The sequence below is a fragment of the Loktanella atrilutea genome (assembly GCF_900128995.1).
GTDB classification, from domain to species: domain Bacteria; phylum Pseudomonadota; class Alphaproteobacteria; order Rhodobacterales; family Rhodobacteraceae; genus Loktanella; species Loktanella atrilutea.
This window is the reverse complement of record NZ_FQUE01000014.1, coordinates 36052-52095: the sequence shown is the minus strand read 5'-3', so window position 1 is coordinate 52095 and position 16044 is coordinate 36052. Positions and strand designations below refer to the sequence as shown.

The 16044-nt window shown below is 62.7% G+C and carries 16 protein-coding genes; 3 read left to right on the top strand and 13 right to left on the bottom strand.

From position 1 onward, the window contains the following. From BUA54_RS18300 to BUA54_RS18260, 9 genes are all read right to left on the bottom strand, one after another. Positions 1-403: IS21 family transposase (locus BUA54_RS18300; protein WP_483869216.1), on the bottom strand; the 403-nt coding region annotated here is incomplete at its 3' end. 298 nt (positions 404-701) lie between these two features. Beyond that, positions 702-2114 carry an NADH-quinone oxidoreductase subunit N gene (locus BUA54_RS18295; protein WP_072858710.1) on the bottom strand — a complete coding sequence of 471 codons (1413 nt, stop codon included), beginning with the start codon at positions 2112-2114 and terminating at the stop codon, positions 702-704. Then, the gene (locus tag BUA54_RS18290) at positions 2114-3604 is read right to left on the bottom strand and encodes a complex I subunit 4 family protein (protein ID WP_072858709.1); all 1491 of its coding nucleotides are present in this window, start codon (positions 3602-3604) and stop codon (positions 2114-2116) included. The genes BUA54_RS18295 and BUA54_RS18290 overlap by 1 nt, the downstream gene beginning before the upstream one ends. Before the next feature lies 1 nt (position 3605). Then, positions 3606-5513 carry an NADH-quinone oxidoreductase subunit 5 family protein gene (locus BUA54_RS18285; RefSeq protein ID WP_072858708.1) on the bottom strand — a complete coding sequence of 636 codons (1908 nt, stop codon included), beginning with the start codon at positions 5511-5513 and terminating at the stop codon, positions 3606-3608. Beyond that, positions 5513-5818 carry an NADH-quinone oxidoreductase subunit NuoK gene (gene nuoK / locus BUA54_RS18280; RefSeq protein WP_072858707.1) on the bottom strand — a complete coding sequence of 102 codons (306 nt, stop codon included), beginning with the start codon at positions 5816-5818 and terminating at the stop codon, positions 5513-5515. Before nuoK ends, BUA54_RS18285 begins: the two co-directional genes overlap by 1 nt. Position 5819: 1 nt before the next feature. Continuing rightward, the gene (locus tag BUA54_RS18275) at positions 5820-6482 is read right to left on the bottom strand and encodes an NADH-quinone oxidoreductase subunit J family protein (protein WP_084114572.1); all 663 of its coding nucleotides are present in this window, start codon (positions 6480-6482) and stop codon (positions 5820-5822) included. Beyond that, positions 6479-7387 carry an NADH-quinone oxidoreductase subunit H gene (locus tag BUA54_RS18270; protein ID WP_072858706.1) on the bottom strand — a complete coding sequence of 303 codons (909 nt, stop codon included), beginning with the start codon at positions 7385-7387 and terminating at the stop codon, positions 6479-6481. The genes BUA54_RS18275 and BUA54_RS18270 overlap by 4 nt, the downstream gene beginning before the upstream one ends. Further along, the gene (locus BUA54_RS18265; RefSeq protein ID WP_143155510.1) at positions 7384-8406 is read right to left on the bottom strand and encodes a hypothetical protein; all 1023 of its coding nucleotides are present in this window, start codon (positions 8404-8406) and stop codon (positions 7384-7386) included. The genes BUA54_RS18270 and BUA54_RS18265 overlap by 4 nt, the downstream gene beginning before the upstream one ends. Beyond that, positions 8403-8756: an NADH-quinone oxidoreductase subunit A gene (locus BUA54_RS18260; protein ID WP_072858704.1), complete on the bottom strand. Its 354-nt coding sequence runs from the start codon at positions 8754-8756 to the stop codon at positions 8403-8405. The genes BUA54_RS18265 and BUA54_RS18260 overlap by 4 nt, the downstream gene beginning before the upstream one ends. 635 nt (positions 8757-9391) lie before the next feature. Between BUA54_RS18260 and BUA54_RS18250 the strand changes: the two genes are divergently transcribed. After that, a complete protein-coding gene (locus tag BUA54_RS18250) occupies positions 9392-10942 on the top strand; it encodes a multicopper oxidase family protein (protein WP_072858702.1) in 1551 nt (516 codons plus the stop codon). Between the two features lie 170 nt (positions 10943-11112). Then, positions 11113-11571, top strand: coding sequence for a c-type cytochrome (locus BUA54_RS18245; RefSeq protein WP_072858701.1), 459 nt, complete (start codon positions 11113-11115; stop codon positions 11569-11571). 135 nt (positions 11572-11706) lie between these two features. Here BUA54_RS18245 and mrdA read toward each other — a convergent pair whose 3' ends face one another. The 4 genes from mrdA to BUA54_RS18225 are packed head-to-tail and all read right to left on the bottom strand — an operon-like array spanning position 11707 to position 15595. Continuing rightward, the gene (gene mrdA, locus BUA54_RS18240) at positions 11707-13644 is read right to left on the bottom strand and encodes a penicillin-binding protein 2 (RefSeq protein ID WP_072858700.1); all 1938 of its coding nucleotides are present in this window, start codon (positions 13642-13644) and stop codon (positions 11707-11709) included. Continuing rightward, positions 13641-14063: a hypothetical protein gene (locus tag BUA54_RS18235; protein ID WP_072858699.1), complete on the bottom strand. Its 423-nt coding sequence runs from the start codon at positions 14061-14063 to the stop codon at positions 13641-13643. The genes mrdA and BUA54_RS18235 overlap by 4 nt, the downstream gene beginning before the upstream one ends. A 1-nt stretch (position 14064) precedes the next feature. Beyond that, positions 14065-15051: a c-type cytochrome gene (locus BUA54_RS18230; RefSeq protein ID WP_072858698.1), complete on the bottom strand. Its 987-nt coding sequence runs from the start codon at positions 15049-15051 to the stop codon at positions 14065-14067. A 1-nt stretch (position 15052) separates the two neighbouring features. Further along, positions 15053-15595: a cytochrome c gene (locus BUA54_RS18225; RefSeq protein ID WP_178352788.1), complete on the bottom strand. Its 543-nt coding sequence runs from the start codon at positions 15593-15595 to the stop codon at positions 15053-15055. On the opposite strand from BUA54_RS18225, the gene BUA54_RS21295 reads away from it, so the two are divergent. After that, positions 15582-15887, top strand: coding sequence for a hypothetical protein (locus BUA54_RS21295; protein ID WP_178352787.1), 306 nt, complete (start codon positions 15582-15584; stop codon positions 15885-15887). The two genes, BUA54_RS18225 and BUA54_RS21295, sit on opposite strands and share 14 nt — an antisense overlap. The last annotated feature ends 157 nt before the right edge of the window (positions 15888-16044 follow it).

The window sequence follows — 16044 nt, the reverse complement described above, 5'->3', positions numbered from 1 at the left end:
CAGGATTGCAGAACGCCGGATCGAACACGTAGTGGTTTGCCATCGCAAGGAAGCGCATGTTGACCTGCCGGTCCTTCCCGCGGCCGACGCGGTCACGGGCAAAAGCCGCAACGCGATTGTAGGACCCGTCAAATCCGAGAACCACCAGATCCGCATGCATCTGCTTCAGCGTCCGCCGCTGTTTGCGCGACTTGCCGGCCTCCGTCTTCAGCCAGCCAGCCAACTTCTCAGCAAAGGGATCGAGCTTGCTATGCCGTTCCGGCGTCGCGAACTGCGGCTCGATCGTGCCTGCGTTCAGATACTTCTTGATCGTGTTACGCGACATGCCCGTGCGACGCGCGATCTCGCGCAGGGGCAACTTCTCGCGCAAAGCCATACGTCGGATGATGTTCAAAAGTCCCATGTGTATCACTCCAATGTCCCCCGCTGCGCATGCCGCTAGAGGAAGGGTCACATGGGTCAATTCTCAATGGAAATTATGCCGCTACCCGGGTCACTTCTGGGTGGAAATCAACAGCCATGCCGAGAAATGACGGTAACGACCGAAACTCCGGCACGACTGATGCGAGATTTCACAAACGTTCGGGTGTGACGTGCAGTCCGAAATGACGGATGATCTCATTGCGGTCAGCAGCCCCGCAATCAGTCACTCGAAAAAGGCGACGTGGTCGCAGTCATGCCGCGGTGTTGCCGCAACCGTATCACATTGGCAATAGGGTGCTGAAGCGGAAGGCGGTGAACGCGAATTGTGCGACGACGGCACCGCCCAGGACCGCTATGGCAGCCGCCCACATCGCAACCCCGCTGAGACGGTCCAGAACCTCTACCGTGTCAGGCGGCGTTCCAAAATACATGGTCCCCATGATGCGCGCATAATAGAACAATGACGCCGCGGTATTCGCCGCGGCAAGCAAGGCCAACCACAGGTAGCCGCCCTGCATCGTTGTCAGAAACAGCGTCAGCTTGCCCAGAAATCCGACGGTCGGCGGGATACCGACCAGCGACAGGAATGCCAGGACAAGCGCTGCGGCCGCGATGGGTTGTCGCCGCGCTAACCCTGCATAGTCCGCGATCGCAGTGCGCCCACGCAGGTGCGCCACGACGGCGAAGGCCGCCAGATTGCCGATGGCGTAGCTGGCGACGAAGGCCAGCACCGCCATCAGCGCATCGGGGCTGAGGCCGAGCACCGTGACTGCCATCAGCAGGTATCCGGCCTGTGCGACCGAGGACCAGCCGATCATGCGACGCACGTCGTCTTGCCAGAGTGCGGCGAGGTTGCCGACCGTCATGGTCAAAGCCGCCATGACGGCGAGCAGAGGCCGCAGTCCCAACGCGTCGGGCGGGACAAGTTGCACCAGCCGGGCCATCGCGATCGCGGCCCCGATCTTTGGCACGACGGTCAGAAAACCGGCAGATGGGACGGGCGCGCCTTCGGCGACATCGGGCAACCACGCCTGCGCAGGCACGGCCCCCAATTTGAAAGCCACGCCGACGAGCGTCAGCGCGAAGCCCACGAACAAGAGGGGCGATGGTGCAACACCCGCCGCGAAGGTCGCCGAGAGTGCGGTGTAGCCGCTGTCGCCCAGCAGGCCCAGCACCAGCGCGACGCCCGTCACCAGCAATGCGTTCGCCAGGGCCCCCATCAGAAAGTATTTCATGCCCGCCTCGACCGACAGGGCCCAGTCGCGGTGCCACGCGGCCAGTGTGTAGCCGGTGACCGACGACAGCAGCACCGCGATCACCAGTTGCAGCATATCGCCGGCCCCGGCCATGGCCATGGCACCCAAAGCGGACAGCAGCAGGATGGTGTAATACTCGCCGTGGCGGGGGTCCGTGCGAAACCAGCCGGGCGACAGCAGGATGCAGAACGCGGTTGCGAACAGGATCATCAGCCGCGCCCAGATGCTGGCCCCGTCGATGGCCCAGGTGCCGGAAAAGGTAAACCGCGTCTCACCAATTTGCAGCACCAGCAGGGTGGCTGCGACAAGAATACCTGCCAGAGCGATCAAGGCCGCACCCGCCTGCCACCTGCGTGGCGCAAAGGCCGCAAACAGCAGGGCCAGCACCGCGGCGACGATGATCGCAATCTCTGGGGACAAGTCGCCGATTGGCATCACGATCCTCCGACGATCGCACGGGTTGCACTGCCGATCAGATCCAGCAGCCAGCGCGGATAGATGCCGATCAGCACGACGAGGAACAGCAGGACCGACAGGATTGCCCCCTCGCGGCGGCTGAGGTCGGGAAAGCCTTTCCGCGCGGTCGGCAGATCGCCGAAAAAGACCTGCTGCAAGAGCCGCAGGAACAGCGCGGCCGTGATCAGAATACCGAGAAGGCCGATGGCCGCGATCACGGGGAACACGGCAAAGGCGCCGACGAAGATCTGCACCTCGGCCACGAAACCCGCCAGTCCCGGCAGGCCAAGGCTTGCGAAGGCCGCAATGACGGCGGCGACGGTCAGTTTCGGCGCAACGCCCGCCAACCCGCCAAAGGCGTCAAGATCGTAGGTCTGGCTGCGCGCCCAGAACCCGCCTGCGATCAGAAACAAGGCTCCGGTAATCAGGCCATGGGCCACCATTTCGACCACGGCACCGGTCAGGGCAAGGGACCGCGCATTCTCTGCGCCGGCCAGCATGGCCCCGGCGGCGGCGATCCCCAGCACGGTATAGCCCATGTGATTGACCGAGGTGTAGGCGATGCGGCGCTTCAGGTTGGTCTGTCCCAGGGCCACGACGGCCCCCCACAGGATTGAGGCCAGCGCGAACAGCGCGATGGGGAAGGCATAGGCGGCAAAGCTTTCGCGCAGCATCTGCAATGGGATACGGACCATGCCGTAGGTCCCCATCTTCAGTAACACGCCGGCAAGGATCGCCGACACCGGGCCCGGGGCCATGACGTGCGCCGGCGGCAACCAGGTGTGCACCGGAAAGAGCGGGGTTTTGACGGCAAAGCCCACCATGAAGCCCAGCAGGATCAGCCCGCCGCGCAGGTCCATGCCCGCCAGTGGCTGCGCCGCGATCAGCGTGCGCATGTCGAACGTGATCGGGTCGACCGACAGGACCAGCCCGATGATCGCCAGCAGGATCGCGAGCGATCCGGCCAGTGTGTAGATGAAGAACTTCAACGCTGCCCGCTCTGCGCCGTCGTGGCCCCATCGCCCGATGAGGAAGAACATGCCGACAAGGCTCAGATCGAAGAAGACGTAGAACAGCAGAAGGTCCAGCACGAGGAACAGGCCCAGCGACACGGATTCCAGAAACAGGAACCACGCGTAATAGGCGATAGGCCGGTCCGGGTGTTCCATCGGCCAGGCAATGCAGGCAATGAACAGCACGCCGCTCATCAGTGACAGGGCCAGTGACATGCCGTCCACGCCCACGCGCCACGCAACACCCAGTGACGGGATCCACGGCACCTCGGCCACGGATTGAAATGCCGGTGCCTCTTCTCCGATTCTGAATAGCGCCCAAACGATGATCAGGCAGGCAAAGGACAGGACCGATGCGCCGATGGACAGCCACCGGGCCTTTTCATGTCCAAGGCCCGGTGAAAGGACCAGCGCCAGTGCCCCCAGCATCGGGATCAGGATGGCGAGTGTCAGCATGTCAGGCTCCTGCAGCGAGTATGGCGACGACGGCAAAGATGCCGCAGACGATGTAGGCGTAGTAGTGATGTGACAGGCCGGATTGCAGGCGTCGTGCCTCACGCCCCAGCATGCCGGTGATACCGGCCGTGCCCTCGGGTATGCCGTCCGACAGCGCTTCTCCGAAACGGTCGGCGACCCGGGCTAGCCAGTCGCCAAAGGCGGCGGTGGCGCGGACGCCCTTGTCGACGACCTGGTTGTCCATGGCCGCAATCGCCATTGAACCGCGTCGGGCCAGCGCGGCAACGCTACGGGGTCCGGCATCCAGTATGTCGTCGTCAAAACGTGCCGCAGCGCGCGCCAGCGCATCGAACGGCAGCACCACGCCCCGTGTGATCAGCGTCGGCAGGCCGAGCCAATCCGACGCGGCCGCCGCAGCGCCGGTGCGGCCAAGGGCGGGGTTGTGGCGCACGACGTAGATGCCGGAGGCGACCCCCACAGCCACGCAGATCAGCGAGAGGACGAGGCCCAGCGTGCTGCCTTCGGGCAGGGTGAACCCGGTTGCTGCCGCCAGCGCGTCGGACAGGGGCGACACCCACAGCAGACCTGTCGCCAGCGTCAGGGCGCCAAGTCCGGCAATACCCGCGGTTTCCGCCCAACCCGGTGCCGCGATGTCGCGGTCGTCTTCACTGCGACGGCCAAACGCCAGCAGCACGAACCGGGTCGCATAGGCGGCACTAAGGGCACCGCCGATCATGACGCCGATCGAGAGCCAGAAGTCTGCGTGTTCTGCGGCCTTGACGATTTCTTCCTTGCTCCAGCCGCCGCCGGTCAGTGGCAGGCCCGCCAGACCGGCTGCGGCGATGACCGCAAGCCCCGCAATCAGCGGCATGATCCGCCCCAGCCGCATCCGGTCCAGCCGGTAGCTGCCTGTCGCATCGCCAGCTGCGCCGGCGACAAGAAACAGCGGGGCCTTGAAGGTCGCATGAACGATCAGGTGAAGCGCCGCCACACCGGGGTAGCCCGCACCGATAGCGACAAACATGAATCCCATCTGGGCAGAGGTCGAAGCCGCCAGAAGGCGCTTGGCGTGGTTTTGCAGGACGCCGGTGACGCCGCCTGCCAAAGCCGTCGTCAGGCCGATCGCGATGGTCGTTGCCTGCCACCCCGGGACAACCGACAGGGACGGATGCAGGAGCGCAATGATGTAGGCCCCGGCCGCCACCAGCGTTGCCGCGTGCAGCAGGGCGGATACAGAGCTTGGCCCGGCCATCGCGCGAAACAGCCAGGGCGCGAACGGCACCTGTCCCGCCTTCGATGCGGCGGACAGCAAAATCCCGTAGGCGACGATGAACGACAATGGCCCTGACAGCGTCGCGATCCCGGCATAATCAAACGATCCGGTCCCTGCGAACAGGGCTATGGCGGCGGCGAAAAGGCCCAGATCGCCAAACCGGGTGACGACAAAGGCGTAAAGACCAGACCGAGGGTTTTCGATGGCGCGCCACTTGTGCGCGATCAGCGCCCAAGAACAGGCACCGATCAATTCCCATCCGATCAACAACGTCAAAAGATCGCCCGCGACGACGACCAGCTGCATCCCGCCGGTGAACAGGATCATCAGTCCGGTCAGACGTCCGATACCCTGCGGCGACTCGTGCTGGGTCGCATGAAACACCACCGCGAGCGCCACCGTCGGCACCATCAGCGCGATGGCGGCCGACAGCGGCGTGAGTTCGGCGGACAGACGGATCGCATCGCTCCAGATCAGTGTCGCGGTCCAGCCCTGTGCGGCGGCCAGCAGCGTCAGACACAGCGTCGCGCCCAAGACCATGACAGCAACCGTGCCCAGCCAGCGCCGCGACCGGTCGCCCATCGCTGCGATCACAGCGCCGGTGACGATCGGTAAAAGGGGGATCAGCCAAAGCATCAGTTCTTCAACGTCTTGATGGATTCGATGACGTCCGCCTGCCGCTTGCGGTAGACCGCCACGACCAGCGCAAAGCCAATGGCCAGTTCGACCGCCATCACGGCCATGATCAGGATCGCCAGCAACTGCCCCTTTGGCAAACCGCCAAGGCTATAGGCCCAGAATCCGACGGTCGCCAGAAGGGTCCCGTTCAGCATCAGCTCCAGCCCCATCATCAGCATGACAAAGGATTTCTGAGACAGCGCGCCGAACAGGCCAATGCCGAACAATGCCGCGGCGACAATCAGAATGGCCGTCAGGGTCATGTCAGTGGCCCTTTCCGTGATCGTCATGGGCCTGCATCGCGGGCTTTTTCTGCATGCTCATGCCGTGGCCGGCGTGGCCACCATGACCCTTGCCGTCTTCGGCCGTGCGACCCGCCGGGGGACCGCCTGCGGTCAGGCCGGGCGGGACGGACCCTTGCCCGGCCGACCCGAAGCGTCCACTCGCGCTCGACAGCACGACGGCACCGACCATCGTTGCCAGAAGGGTCACGCCCGCCGTCTCAAAAATCAGCATGGAGTTGCCCAGAAGTTCGAACCCCAGATCGCGCAGCGTGTCGCCGCCCGGCGGCAACGGGTTATCGGGCAGCGGTGTCGTCAGGATGGCGACGGTCAGGCCCACGAAGGCGGCGATCCCGGCCCCGATGGAGAAGCGATACTGGTGGACCATCTGCATCGGGTTCAGGCCGGCGGGGTTCATCATGAACATGACCATGAACAGGCCCATGACCATCATCTCGACCGCCATCATGAAGACGGTGGCGACGCCAATATAATCCGCTGACATCAGCAGCGCGATGCCACCCACAGCGATAAAGGACACCATCAGCGCAAACGTCGCGCGGATCATGGAATCGACCCGAAAGACGCGCCAACCGCTCCAGATCGCGAGTGCGGAGAGGGCGTAGAACAAGATATCCTTTGTCATAGCGCCACCAGTCCTGCCCAGATCAGGTCAGCGAACGACAGCGGCAACAGGATCATCCAGATCAGGCTCATCATGCGGGACACGGGCATGCGCGCTGCCAGATGCGACAGGCCGATCACGAGGGTCATGACGAGAAGGGTCTTCAAAGCGATCCAGAGCGGCCCCGGCAGTACCGGCCCCAGGTAGCCGCCCAGAAAGACGGTCGCCGCCATGGCCGAAAACTCCGTCAGCATCGCCAGCCGCGCGATCTGCCAGCCCAGGCGGTCCGGTCCAGACGCCTCGACAGAGGTTCCGCCCGCCAGATCGGCGCTGTCCGCATAGTCGAACGGGCCGCGCAGGGTCAGCGACAGGCCAAGCAGCAGGAACAGCGGCAGGCCCAGCGGCTGGCGGATCAGGTTCCAGACATCGGCTTGCGACGTTACGATGTCGCGCAGGTCCAGCGACTGGGCGGGCAGGGCGGCGGCGATCAGGACGAACATGCTGAGCAGCATGATCGGCAGGCCAATCGCGACATAACGGTAGGCCCCGATCATCGCCAGCGGCGCATTCGGGGACCAGCCATGCAGAAAGACGACGACAACGACCAGTGCTTCGCACGCGCCCCACAGGACAACGCTGGTCGGGAGGGCGATCAGCGCCGTGTCGGGTCCCAACGGCACCAGCGCGAGCCCGGTCAGGGCCAGCGCCATGTATCCGGCAATGGACAATAGCGCGTTCATCCGGTCAGGGGCCTCAGTGGTCAGCCGCTGTTGTGTCAGCCACAGGGCTGCCGTCCGGAGCGGTCCGTCCGCGCGATCGGCACCCTGTCCCGAGATCCAGCCGCGACACGCGGTATCAAGAGCAACCGCCAGCCAAACGCTGGTGCACAGGAAAACGAGCATGCCAAGCACCGTCAGCAGCGTCATGACATATGCCCCGCGTGCATCTCACTTTCGGATTCGCCCTGCGTCTCGTCCTGATCACCCGTGTCGCTGTTTTTGCAGATATCGCGCAATGTGGCGGGATCGAGGCTGCACAACACCAGCATGGCCGCATGCCATTCCAGACCGACTAATAAATGTTCAAGCGTCGTGTCGCCCGCATCCTGCGAGGCAGCATCCGGCGCTGCCCCGGTCATGCGATCGAACCGGGTCCGCACGTCCGATCCGTCAGGCAATCGACCCAGCCCGGATGGGATCGCAAACCGCGCACCGGACAGCTGGATCAACCGCCGCAGGACGGGATCGTCGGCACGGTCGCCCAATGATCTGGTGGCGAGTGCTGGCAAACCGAGCAGGTTTAACAGCGTGGCAAGCGGTGACCCGTCATGGTCGAACGGCGGATGCGTCACCACGACCTTCTGGATCACATCGCCCTGCAGCGTCAGTGTCAGGACCAGACCGGGCGGAAAGAACGGCAGGAACGGTCCGAAAGCAGCTGTGTAACTGTCCAGCGCCAACCTGTCGCGGATGTCGTCGTCGGTCATGGCCATCGGCCGACCGTAAGGTGTGCCACCCATCATGCCCTTGCCGCCTTGCCCGTGAGGGCCGACACCGCGCCATTCCGAAGGGGGCGCGTCAGGCAGGATATCGGGCGCGGAGGCACGCTTGCCTTCCAGCACCGCGGCGAAAACGTCTGCCACCGCCCGGCCGATGTCATCATCAGCGTCGACTGCAATGGCGTCCGGCAACGAGGGGATGGGAGGGGACTGCCACAAAAGCGTCGCTCTGGGATGCGGCAGCTGGTCGTGCAGACGATGCAGATAGGGAATGAGAGCGTCAGGCATCTGGCCAGCTACAAGCAGAATGCTGGCGGCGCGTGGCGTATCAACGACTGACAGACCGGGGTGCCGAGAGAGCGTCAATGCCGCGGCTGGGGCACCGTCCCCCATCGCGATGAACACAGGCACCCGTGCGCCCGCCGCGAGGCGCGTGATCCACGTCATTCCCATTTGAAAATGCCTTCACGCCATCCATAAAGGATACCCACGGACAGGATCGCAAGAAACATGCCCATCTCGGCCAAGGCCTTGCCGCCTTCTGCGACATAGATGACAGCCCACGGATACATGAACATCATTTCCATCTCGAAGGCGACGAAAAGCAGGGTCATGGTGTAATAGCGGGCGTGGAAACGCTGCCATGCATGGGTTTGCGGGTCGCCACCGCCCAATACCGGGCGCTGCTGTGGTGCCGTGGACGGGCCGGCAAAATCAGACCAGCCGGCCGCGCGAAGACCGACGACAAACACGAGCGTTAAGGCAAAAATTCCGGCAAGAGTTAAAATTGTTTCCATGGAAATGCGAAGAGCCCTCCCTTGGGGTCGTCGGACATGATGTGCCATGTGGGTTCTAGCACAACTTCTAAATCAACGGACCTCCCGCGCAGGAGGGTTCCGTCCTAATAGGATTGTTTTAATTTTCCTACATAGTTGAAGCAGTTTTTCCTGCATATGCCGCGCTCATAACGTTGACGTTTTTCAGAAGTGCTAGGTTTTCCGAACCGATATCGATTCCATGCAGCCGATTTGGCAACGCGGGCTCGCAAAGCAGCCCTGCGAGGTTGCACGATACCAAGCAGAACGTCTTGGTCATCTCGCACACAGCGCGCTTGGCGTTCCGAGCGCGGCAGGGCTGCTCTATCCCGTTACGCGACGGCTTCTATCTGCGATGATTGCAGCAGCGGCGATAAGCCTCTCCTCCGTCGCGGTCATCGCCGACGCGTTGCGGCTGCGCCGAGTGGAACTGTAGCGCATGATAATCCCGACAGACGTGCTGCCACCACGCTCCCTGCAATCATGTGACAGCAATCACAGAACCGCGAGTTGAGGCCGGCGGCCTTAAAAGCAACTTGCCTTCCCCTGCAGGAAGGTAGGTAGCGGAAAACATCGATAAAATCTGTTTTCAGACCAGTCACATCGGAGTTCTCCCCATGCGCGACCAGTACGCCTTTGACCGTCGTCAATTTCTGACTCTCGCCGGGTCCACCACGCTCGCTGCAGGTCTTGGCTTCAGCCCGGCAGCGCGGGCTGCGACGCCCCGTCAATCCTTGACGGTCGGCACGCGCACCATCGAGGTGAACGGCAAGGCTGCGACCGTCTTCGGAATCACGGATACCAATGGACGATCCGGTTTGATCCTTGACGCGGCGGGCGGGTTCAACGTGTCGTTGACCAACGCGACCGACGTGGCCACGATCATGCACTGGCACGGGCTGACGCCCCCGTTCGGCATGGACGGCAACCCGCTGTCCCAGCAGCCCATCGCACCCGGTGCGTCCATGGCTTACAGCTTCGATCTACCGCGCGGCGGGACCAACTGGATGCATTCGCACTTTGGCCTGCAAGAGACGCAACTTATGGCCGCCTCCCTTATTGTCCGCGAAGGCGAGCCGCAGATGCAGGAGGTCGTCGTCCTGCTGCACGATTTCTCATTCACGCCTCCAGAAGAGATCCTTGCGACCCTGAAAGGGAAAGGCACCGCAGTCGTCGGATCCGGTACGGCAGCGATGGACATGGGTACCGCCGGCAGCGGGAGCGCGATGCCGGGGATGGCCATGGGCGGCATGGCGGGGATGGACCATTCCGGCATGACCATGAACGGGAACGATGGTGCCACGGCAACGCCGGGGATGAACATGGGTGGCATGGCGATGGGTGCCATGGACAACATGGACATGGACCTGAACGATATCACCTTCGATGCCTATCTCGCCAATGACCGCACGCTGACCGATCCTGAAATCGTCGGTGTCGACAAGGGCGATACTGTCCTGCTGCGGATCATCAACGGGGCGGCATCGACAAACTTCTGGATCGACCTTGGCCAGATCGAGGGTACGGTCAAAGCCGTCGATGGCATGCCCGTCCAACCCCTGCGCGGCAGCCGGTTCGGCCTCGCCATTGCGCAACGCATCGATATCGAGGTCACGATGCCGACCGACGGTGCCGCCGTTCCTGTGCTGGCGCAGCGCGAAGGGGACATCGCCCGCACGGGGATCGTGCTGGCACCGTCCGGTGCGACAGTCACGAAGATCGCCGCGGCCGCCGATACAAAATCCGCCCCCGTCCTTTTGGAACTGGAACGTCAGCTTGTGGCCGCATCGCCGCTTTCGGCCAAACCTGTGACGCTGCAGATCATGGCGATGCTGACGGGTGACATGCAGACTTATGTCTGGGGAATCGACGGGCGGACCTTCGACAACCGTCAACCGCTGGAGGTCTCTCTGGGCGACCGCGTCGAGATCACGATGCACAACATGACCATGATGTCGCATCCCATGCACTTGCACGGACACCACTTTCAGGTCGTCGGCATCGACGGGCAGAAAATATCCGGCGCGATGCGGGACACGGTTCTGGTCCCGGCGATGGGGATGGTCACGATCCAGTTCGACGCTGACAACCCCGGTGAATGGCCGTTGCACTGCCACAACCTTTACCACATGGCGGCGGGCATGATGACGACGGTGAAATACATCTAGAACGCGCAGCGCAGGGGGTGCACCCATCTCAGGCCATATGTGCTACGCCTTGCAGGCCGGGCCTCGATGCATTGAAGGTCGAGCCTGACTCCGGTCGTCGTGCTTGATCCGTGTCCTGCATCGCATTGCGCGTGTGAAACCTGCCTCCCACGCGAGAGACAAGGCACAAGATGAACAACACGTATAAGGCAATCATCGCGGTTTTTGTGCTTGGCAGTTTCGGCTTCTACTGGGCCGCCCGACAGGCTTTACCCGAAGATATGCCTGCGTCCATGCAACCTGCTGCGCCGAGCGCGCTGGCCAGCAATGCGCCGATCGTCGACGTTGCAGTTCCGGCCGAACTCTCGGCCGACGCCCGGATGGGGCAGCGTGGGTTCGAGGCGAAATGCGCATCGTGTCACGGCACACATGCTGCAGGGCAGACTGGCGTGGCGCCACCGCTGGTCCACAAGATCTACGAGCCCAACCACCATTCTGACGTGGCATTCGTACTGGCGGCAAAAAATGGCGTACGGGCGCATCATTGGCGGTTTGGAAACATGCCCCCAGTCGATGGCCTGACCAACGCCGATGTCATGTTGATCGCGCGCTACATTCGCGAACTTCAAAAAGAAAATGGTATCTTCTGATATCACACGTAGACGCTGCGTTCAGTCTGAAGGGCGTCACCGGAACGTCCACATCTGTCGTTCTTCCGGTGACGATAGGTATGGACAACTGTCCAAAACGCGGCTCACTTTCTTGAACGAAGACGATGCAGGGATCTACGTCCGTCTTTTTTGAGTATGGCCGTCAGTTGGCAGGATCGCTGCGCTCAACTCCTCGAGGCTGGTCTGCATGCGACCGCGTTGGTCTGCCGGGTAGGCCTCAACGGGCGGCAGCCCACCATTCAGATAAAACAGAACCAGATCACGCGCGATGGGGGCTGCAGCAAGCGAGCCGCCACCACCGTGCTCCACGAGGACAGATACCGCGATGCGGGGTTGCGCTGCCGGCGCAAAAGCGGTGAACAGCGCATGGTCCCGGCGATTCCATGGAAGGTCCGCCTGACTGCGCACGCCTGCGGCCCGTTCCGCCGCCGTGATGCTGAACACCTGACTGGACCCGGTTTTACCTGCCATGGTCTGCCCTTCGGCCACAATCCGCGATGATCTTGCCGTGCCACGTGCTGCATTGACGACATCCGTCATGCCCGCGTGGACAAGTGCAAGGGCCGCAGGAGACAGTCCCATGTCCTCGAAATTCTGGGTGTCGCCTGCCATCTGAGGTTTGAACAAGCGGGGCTCGACGTTCTTTCCCGACGCAACCCGTGCCGCCATGATGGCAAGTTGCATCGGTGTTGCCAGCACGAAGCCCTGACCGATGGACGCGTTGATTGTATCGCCGATCAGCCATTCCGTCCCGTAGCGTTCCAACTTCCAGTCCCGGGAGGGGTTCAGACCCGATGCAATGCCCGAGAGGGGTAGGTCGGGCCGCTGACCGAGACCCAGTCGTGCGCTCATGGCGTGCAGATTGTCGATCCCCACCCGTCTCGCCATCTCGTAGAAGAACACATCGCAGGACTCGCGCAGGGCACCGCGCAAACTAATGTGGCCATGCCCGCCGCGCTTCCAGCAGTGAAACCGCCGACCGCCGATTTCGACAAACCCGGGGCAATAGACGGTCTCTTCGGGACCGACCTCGGCACCCTCCAATGCTGCAAGTGCCAAAGACATCTTCAGCACGGAACCTGGCGGATAGGCCCCCTGAACGACCTTGTCCGACAGAGGCCTGTAAGGATCGTCGCGCAGCGCATTGTAATCCTTCGACGAGATGCCATCGACGAAGAGATTCGGATCGAATGTCGGGGCCGAAGCACAGGCCAGCAGGTCACCGTTCTGCACGTCGATGACCACCGCTGCCGCACTTTGGCCAGCCAGTCGTGCAAGCGCGAAGTTCTGAAGATGATGATCGATCGTCAGCTGCAGGTCCGCGCCCGGCACAGGTGGCACCCGGTCCAGGCTCTGCATGACACGGCCCGCAGCGTTGACCTCGACCGACAGGCGACCCGCTTTGCCGCGCAGGGACGCCTCCTGCGCCTTTTCGATACTGATCTTGCCAATATGAAACCCGGGCATGGCGAGGAGGGCATTGTTGCCGTCGTTGTCTGCGACGTCCTGCGCATTGGCACGACCAACATAGCCAATGAGATGGGCAAAATCGGTCCCGAAGGGATACACCCGCTGAAGCACAACGTCTGCCGAAATGCCCGGCAAAGCAGGAGCATTCAGCGAGATCTGTGACAGTTCATCCCAGGTAATGTCCCTGGCAACCGTGATCGGTACGAAACTGCTGCGATCCGCCATCTCGTCCAGAATCTGTTTCAGGTCATCGTCGGAAAGTCCCAAAATCGTCTGCACGTCCGCCAGGACCTTTTGGGGATCGCCGGCCCGCTCGCGTACGATGGTTACCTGATAGGTCGGCCGGTTATCAGCCAGCACGGCACCGAACCGATCCAGAATGCGCCCACGGGGCGGTGCCACAAGTTGCATGCTGATCCGGTTTTCCTCGGCCATCATGCGATACGTGTCTGCCTCATCGATCTGCATCCTGTGCATCCGCAAACCGAGCGCGCCTGCGACCGTCAGTTGGGCCCCTCCCAAGATCATACTGCGGCGCGTCAGCCGGGGATGTGCCTTCGGGTCTGTTTGCGGTTTGGTCATGGCACGACCCATCCTGTGGCGAGGGCCGTGCGCCGGGCTGCGATGTTGCGACAGATACCGACGGCCAGAAGGATCAACCCGGCCAGAGCGACGTAAGGTCGGACAGGATCGAAATATGCCAGCAACATGGGACCGCCGAAGATCAGCATGAGGATCTTGTTGCAGACAGGGCAGGCGATGCCGATGAAGGACAGGACGCCCCCGATCCCGGCCCTGCGTGCGCCACAGGCCGTAAAGCGCACTGCAAAGAATACCCCTGTCAGAACAGCCAACAGAAGCACCGCTGGAAATTCCCAGGCAGCAACGGATGTCATCCGGACGAACCAGGGGTTGGACCAAACTGCGGTGATCGTGCCGACACTCGCGAAGGTGATCAGCCCCCATACCAAACCGGTCCATGGGCGATAATGATATTCCACGTCAGTTTCCTCCGCTTTTCATACCGGCCATTCCTTCCATACCCGCCATGCCGCCCATCGTTGGATCGGTTACAGGCGTCGGCAGTCCAACGCTCGTCTGACCCGCCGGAGTGAGGAGATAAGTCGCGATCGCTTCCCGGTCGCGACCGGTCAGCATTCCAGTGCCTTGCGCAATCGCTTCGGCCATACTGCCGCCCAGGACGTCTCCGTCTGGCATAATCCCTGTCCGCAGGGCGTAGGCCATGTTTGCAACGGTCCAGCCCCGCGTCAACAGGGCCTCCGTCCTGATGGATGGGGCCTTGTTCCCGCCAGGCAAGTTGGCATTGCCAGCGAGGCTCTCACTGGTGTCCAGTCCACCGAACAGTCCGCGGGCTGTGTGGCAGGCTGCACAATGCGAAGCACCGTTCACCAGCTGTTGTCCGCGGTTCCAGGCATCCGACTGCGCCATGACCGGTGTCATTTCGGACGGTGTCATGTACCGGGCCCGCCATAGCTGGAGACCCCATCTGAGGTTGAACGGAAAGTTCAGATCATGGCGCGCCGCGGCGACAGGGACGGGGGGGACCGTGCGGAACGCCGTCCAGAGATCCGCAATGTCCTGATCGGTAAAGCGGTTGTAGAACTCGTAAGTAAACGCAGGATAGTAGGCCTTGCCATCGGGTCTGACGCCCTGTCGCACGGCGACAGCAAACTGGTCGAGCGTCCAGTTTCCGATGCCATGGACCGGGTCCGGCGTCAGGTTCGGCGGGACGAAGCGACCGAACGGCGTGTCCAGCGGTGCCCCGCCGGCCAGCGCGGCTCCGCCTTTCTGAACGTCCGTGTGACATGCGACGCAGCCAGCGGATCGCGCGAGATAGGCCCCGCGCTGTGCGTCGCCTTCCATCATGCCAAGGGTGACAGGTTCCACGATGGTCCAGCGAGATACGGTAAAGATGCCCGCACTTGCAAGGACTCCTCCCAGGACCAGCGGCACGACAAGCCATCGCATCTCAGCTGCCCCGCCGAAATTTGCTATGGCAGGCGGCACATGTCTGGCTGACCATTTCAAAGGCGGCCGGTGCTGCCATAGCGGTATAATCGAGGACGCCATTGTCGCGCTCCTCCGGCAGGACTGTTGCGCTTGCGCGCGCGTCAGCCGTCGGTTCGACACCCATCAGTTGCGCCACTGTCAGTTCCTGCGATGGTAGCGCGTCGGTATCGGCCATGCCGGACATGTCGGCCATGCCGTCCATTGTCCCCATGTCGTGAAGCGGGCTTGCCGGTCGTGGCGCTGTCAGCCCATTGGGAACGGCCATCGCCAATCCGAAGGCCTGACTCGCGAGCAAATCGGCCAGATCGGAAAAGTCATTCCACCGCTCCCATAGCGCCGGCACTGCGTAGGATGTCGCGGGAATGGCCTCTTCTGGGAATAGCTTGACCATGTTACCGCCCGCGTGTGCCATGATCGTCGCGGCACCCTTCTGAGCCGCGGCGACATCATAGGGAGCCTCCCCGCGCATCATCGGCGCAAGCTCACCCATGACCTTCTTCATGGCGGACATGCCGTTCATGCGCTCAAGCACGACGCCTGTGGCACCATTATGGGCAAACGCGGCGGCACCCAGCGACGATGCAATGATCGCGCCGATCGTTGTCGATCGTTTCATATCTGTCTTCTTCTCGAATGTGGCGATGTGGCGAAGCGGTCCCGGTCAGGGACATGGCTTCAGACGCGCGGTGGCGGCACATCGGACCCGCGGCCCAGCTGATCGGCCGCAGTTGAAATCGCTGGCCTCGCATGCAGTGCTGCGGCGGGCGTGGGTCTGGGCGGAATGGCGGTTGTGACTCCGATGGCCAATCCACAGGCCATCAGGGTATGACACCCCGTTGCAGCGGAATGGCTGGGTGTCGCCACCGTCACGGACTGTACAACAGCGTGCGGGCGAACGTGGCTCTCGGACGCGGATCGTACATGTCCACCGTCCAGGACAAACAGCGCGAT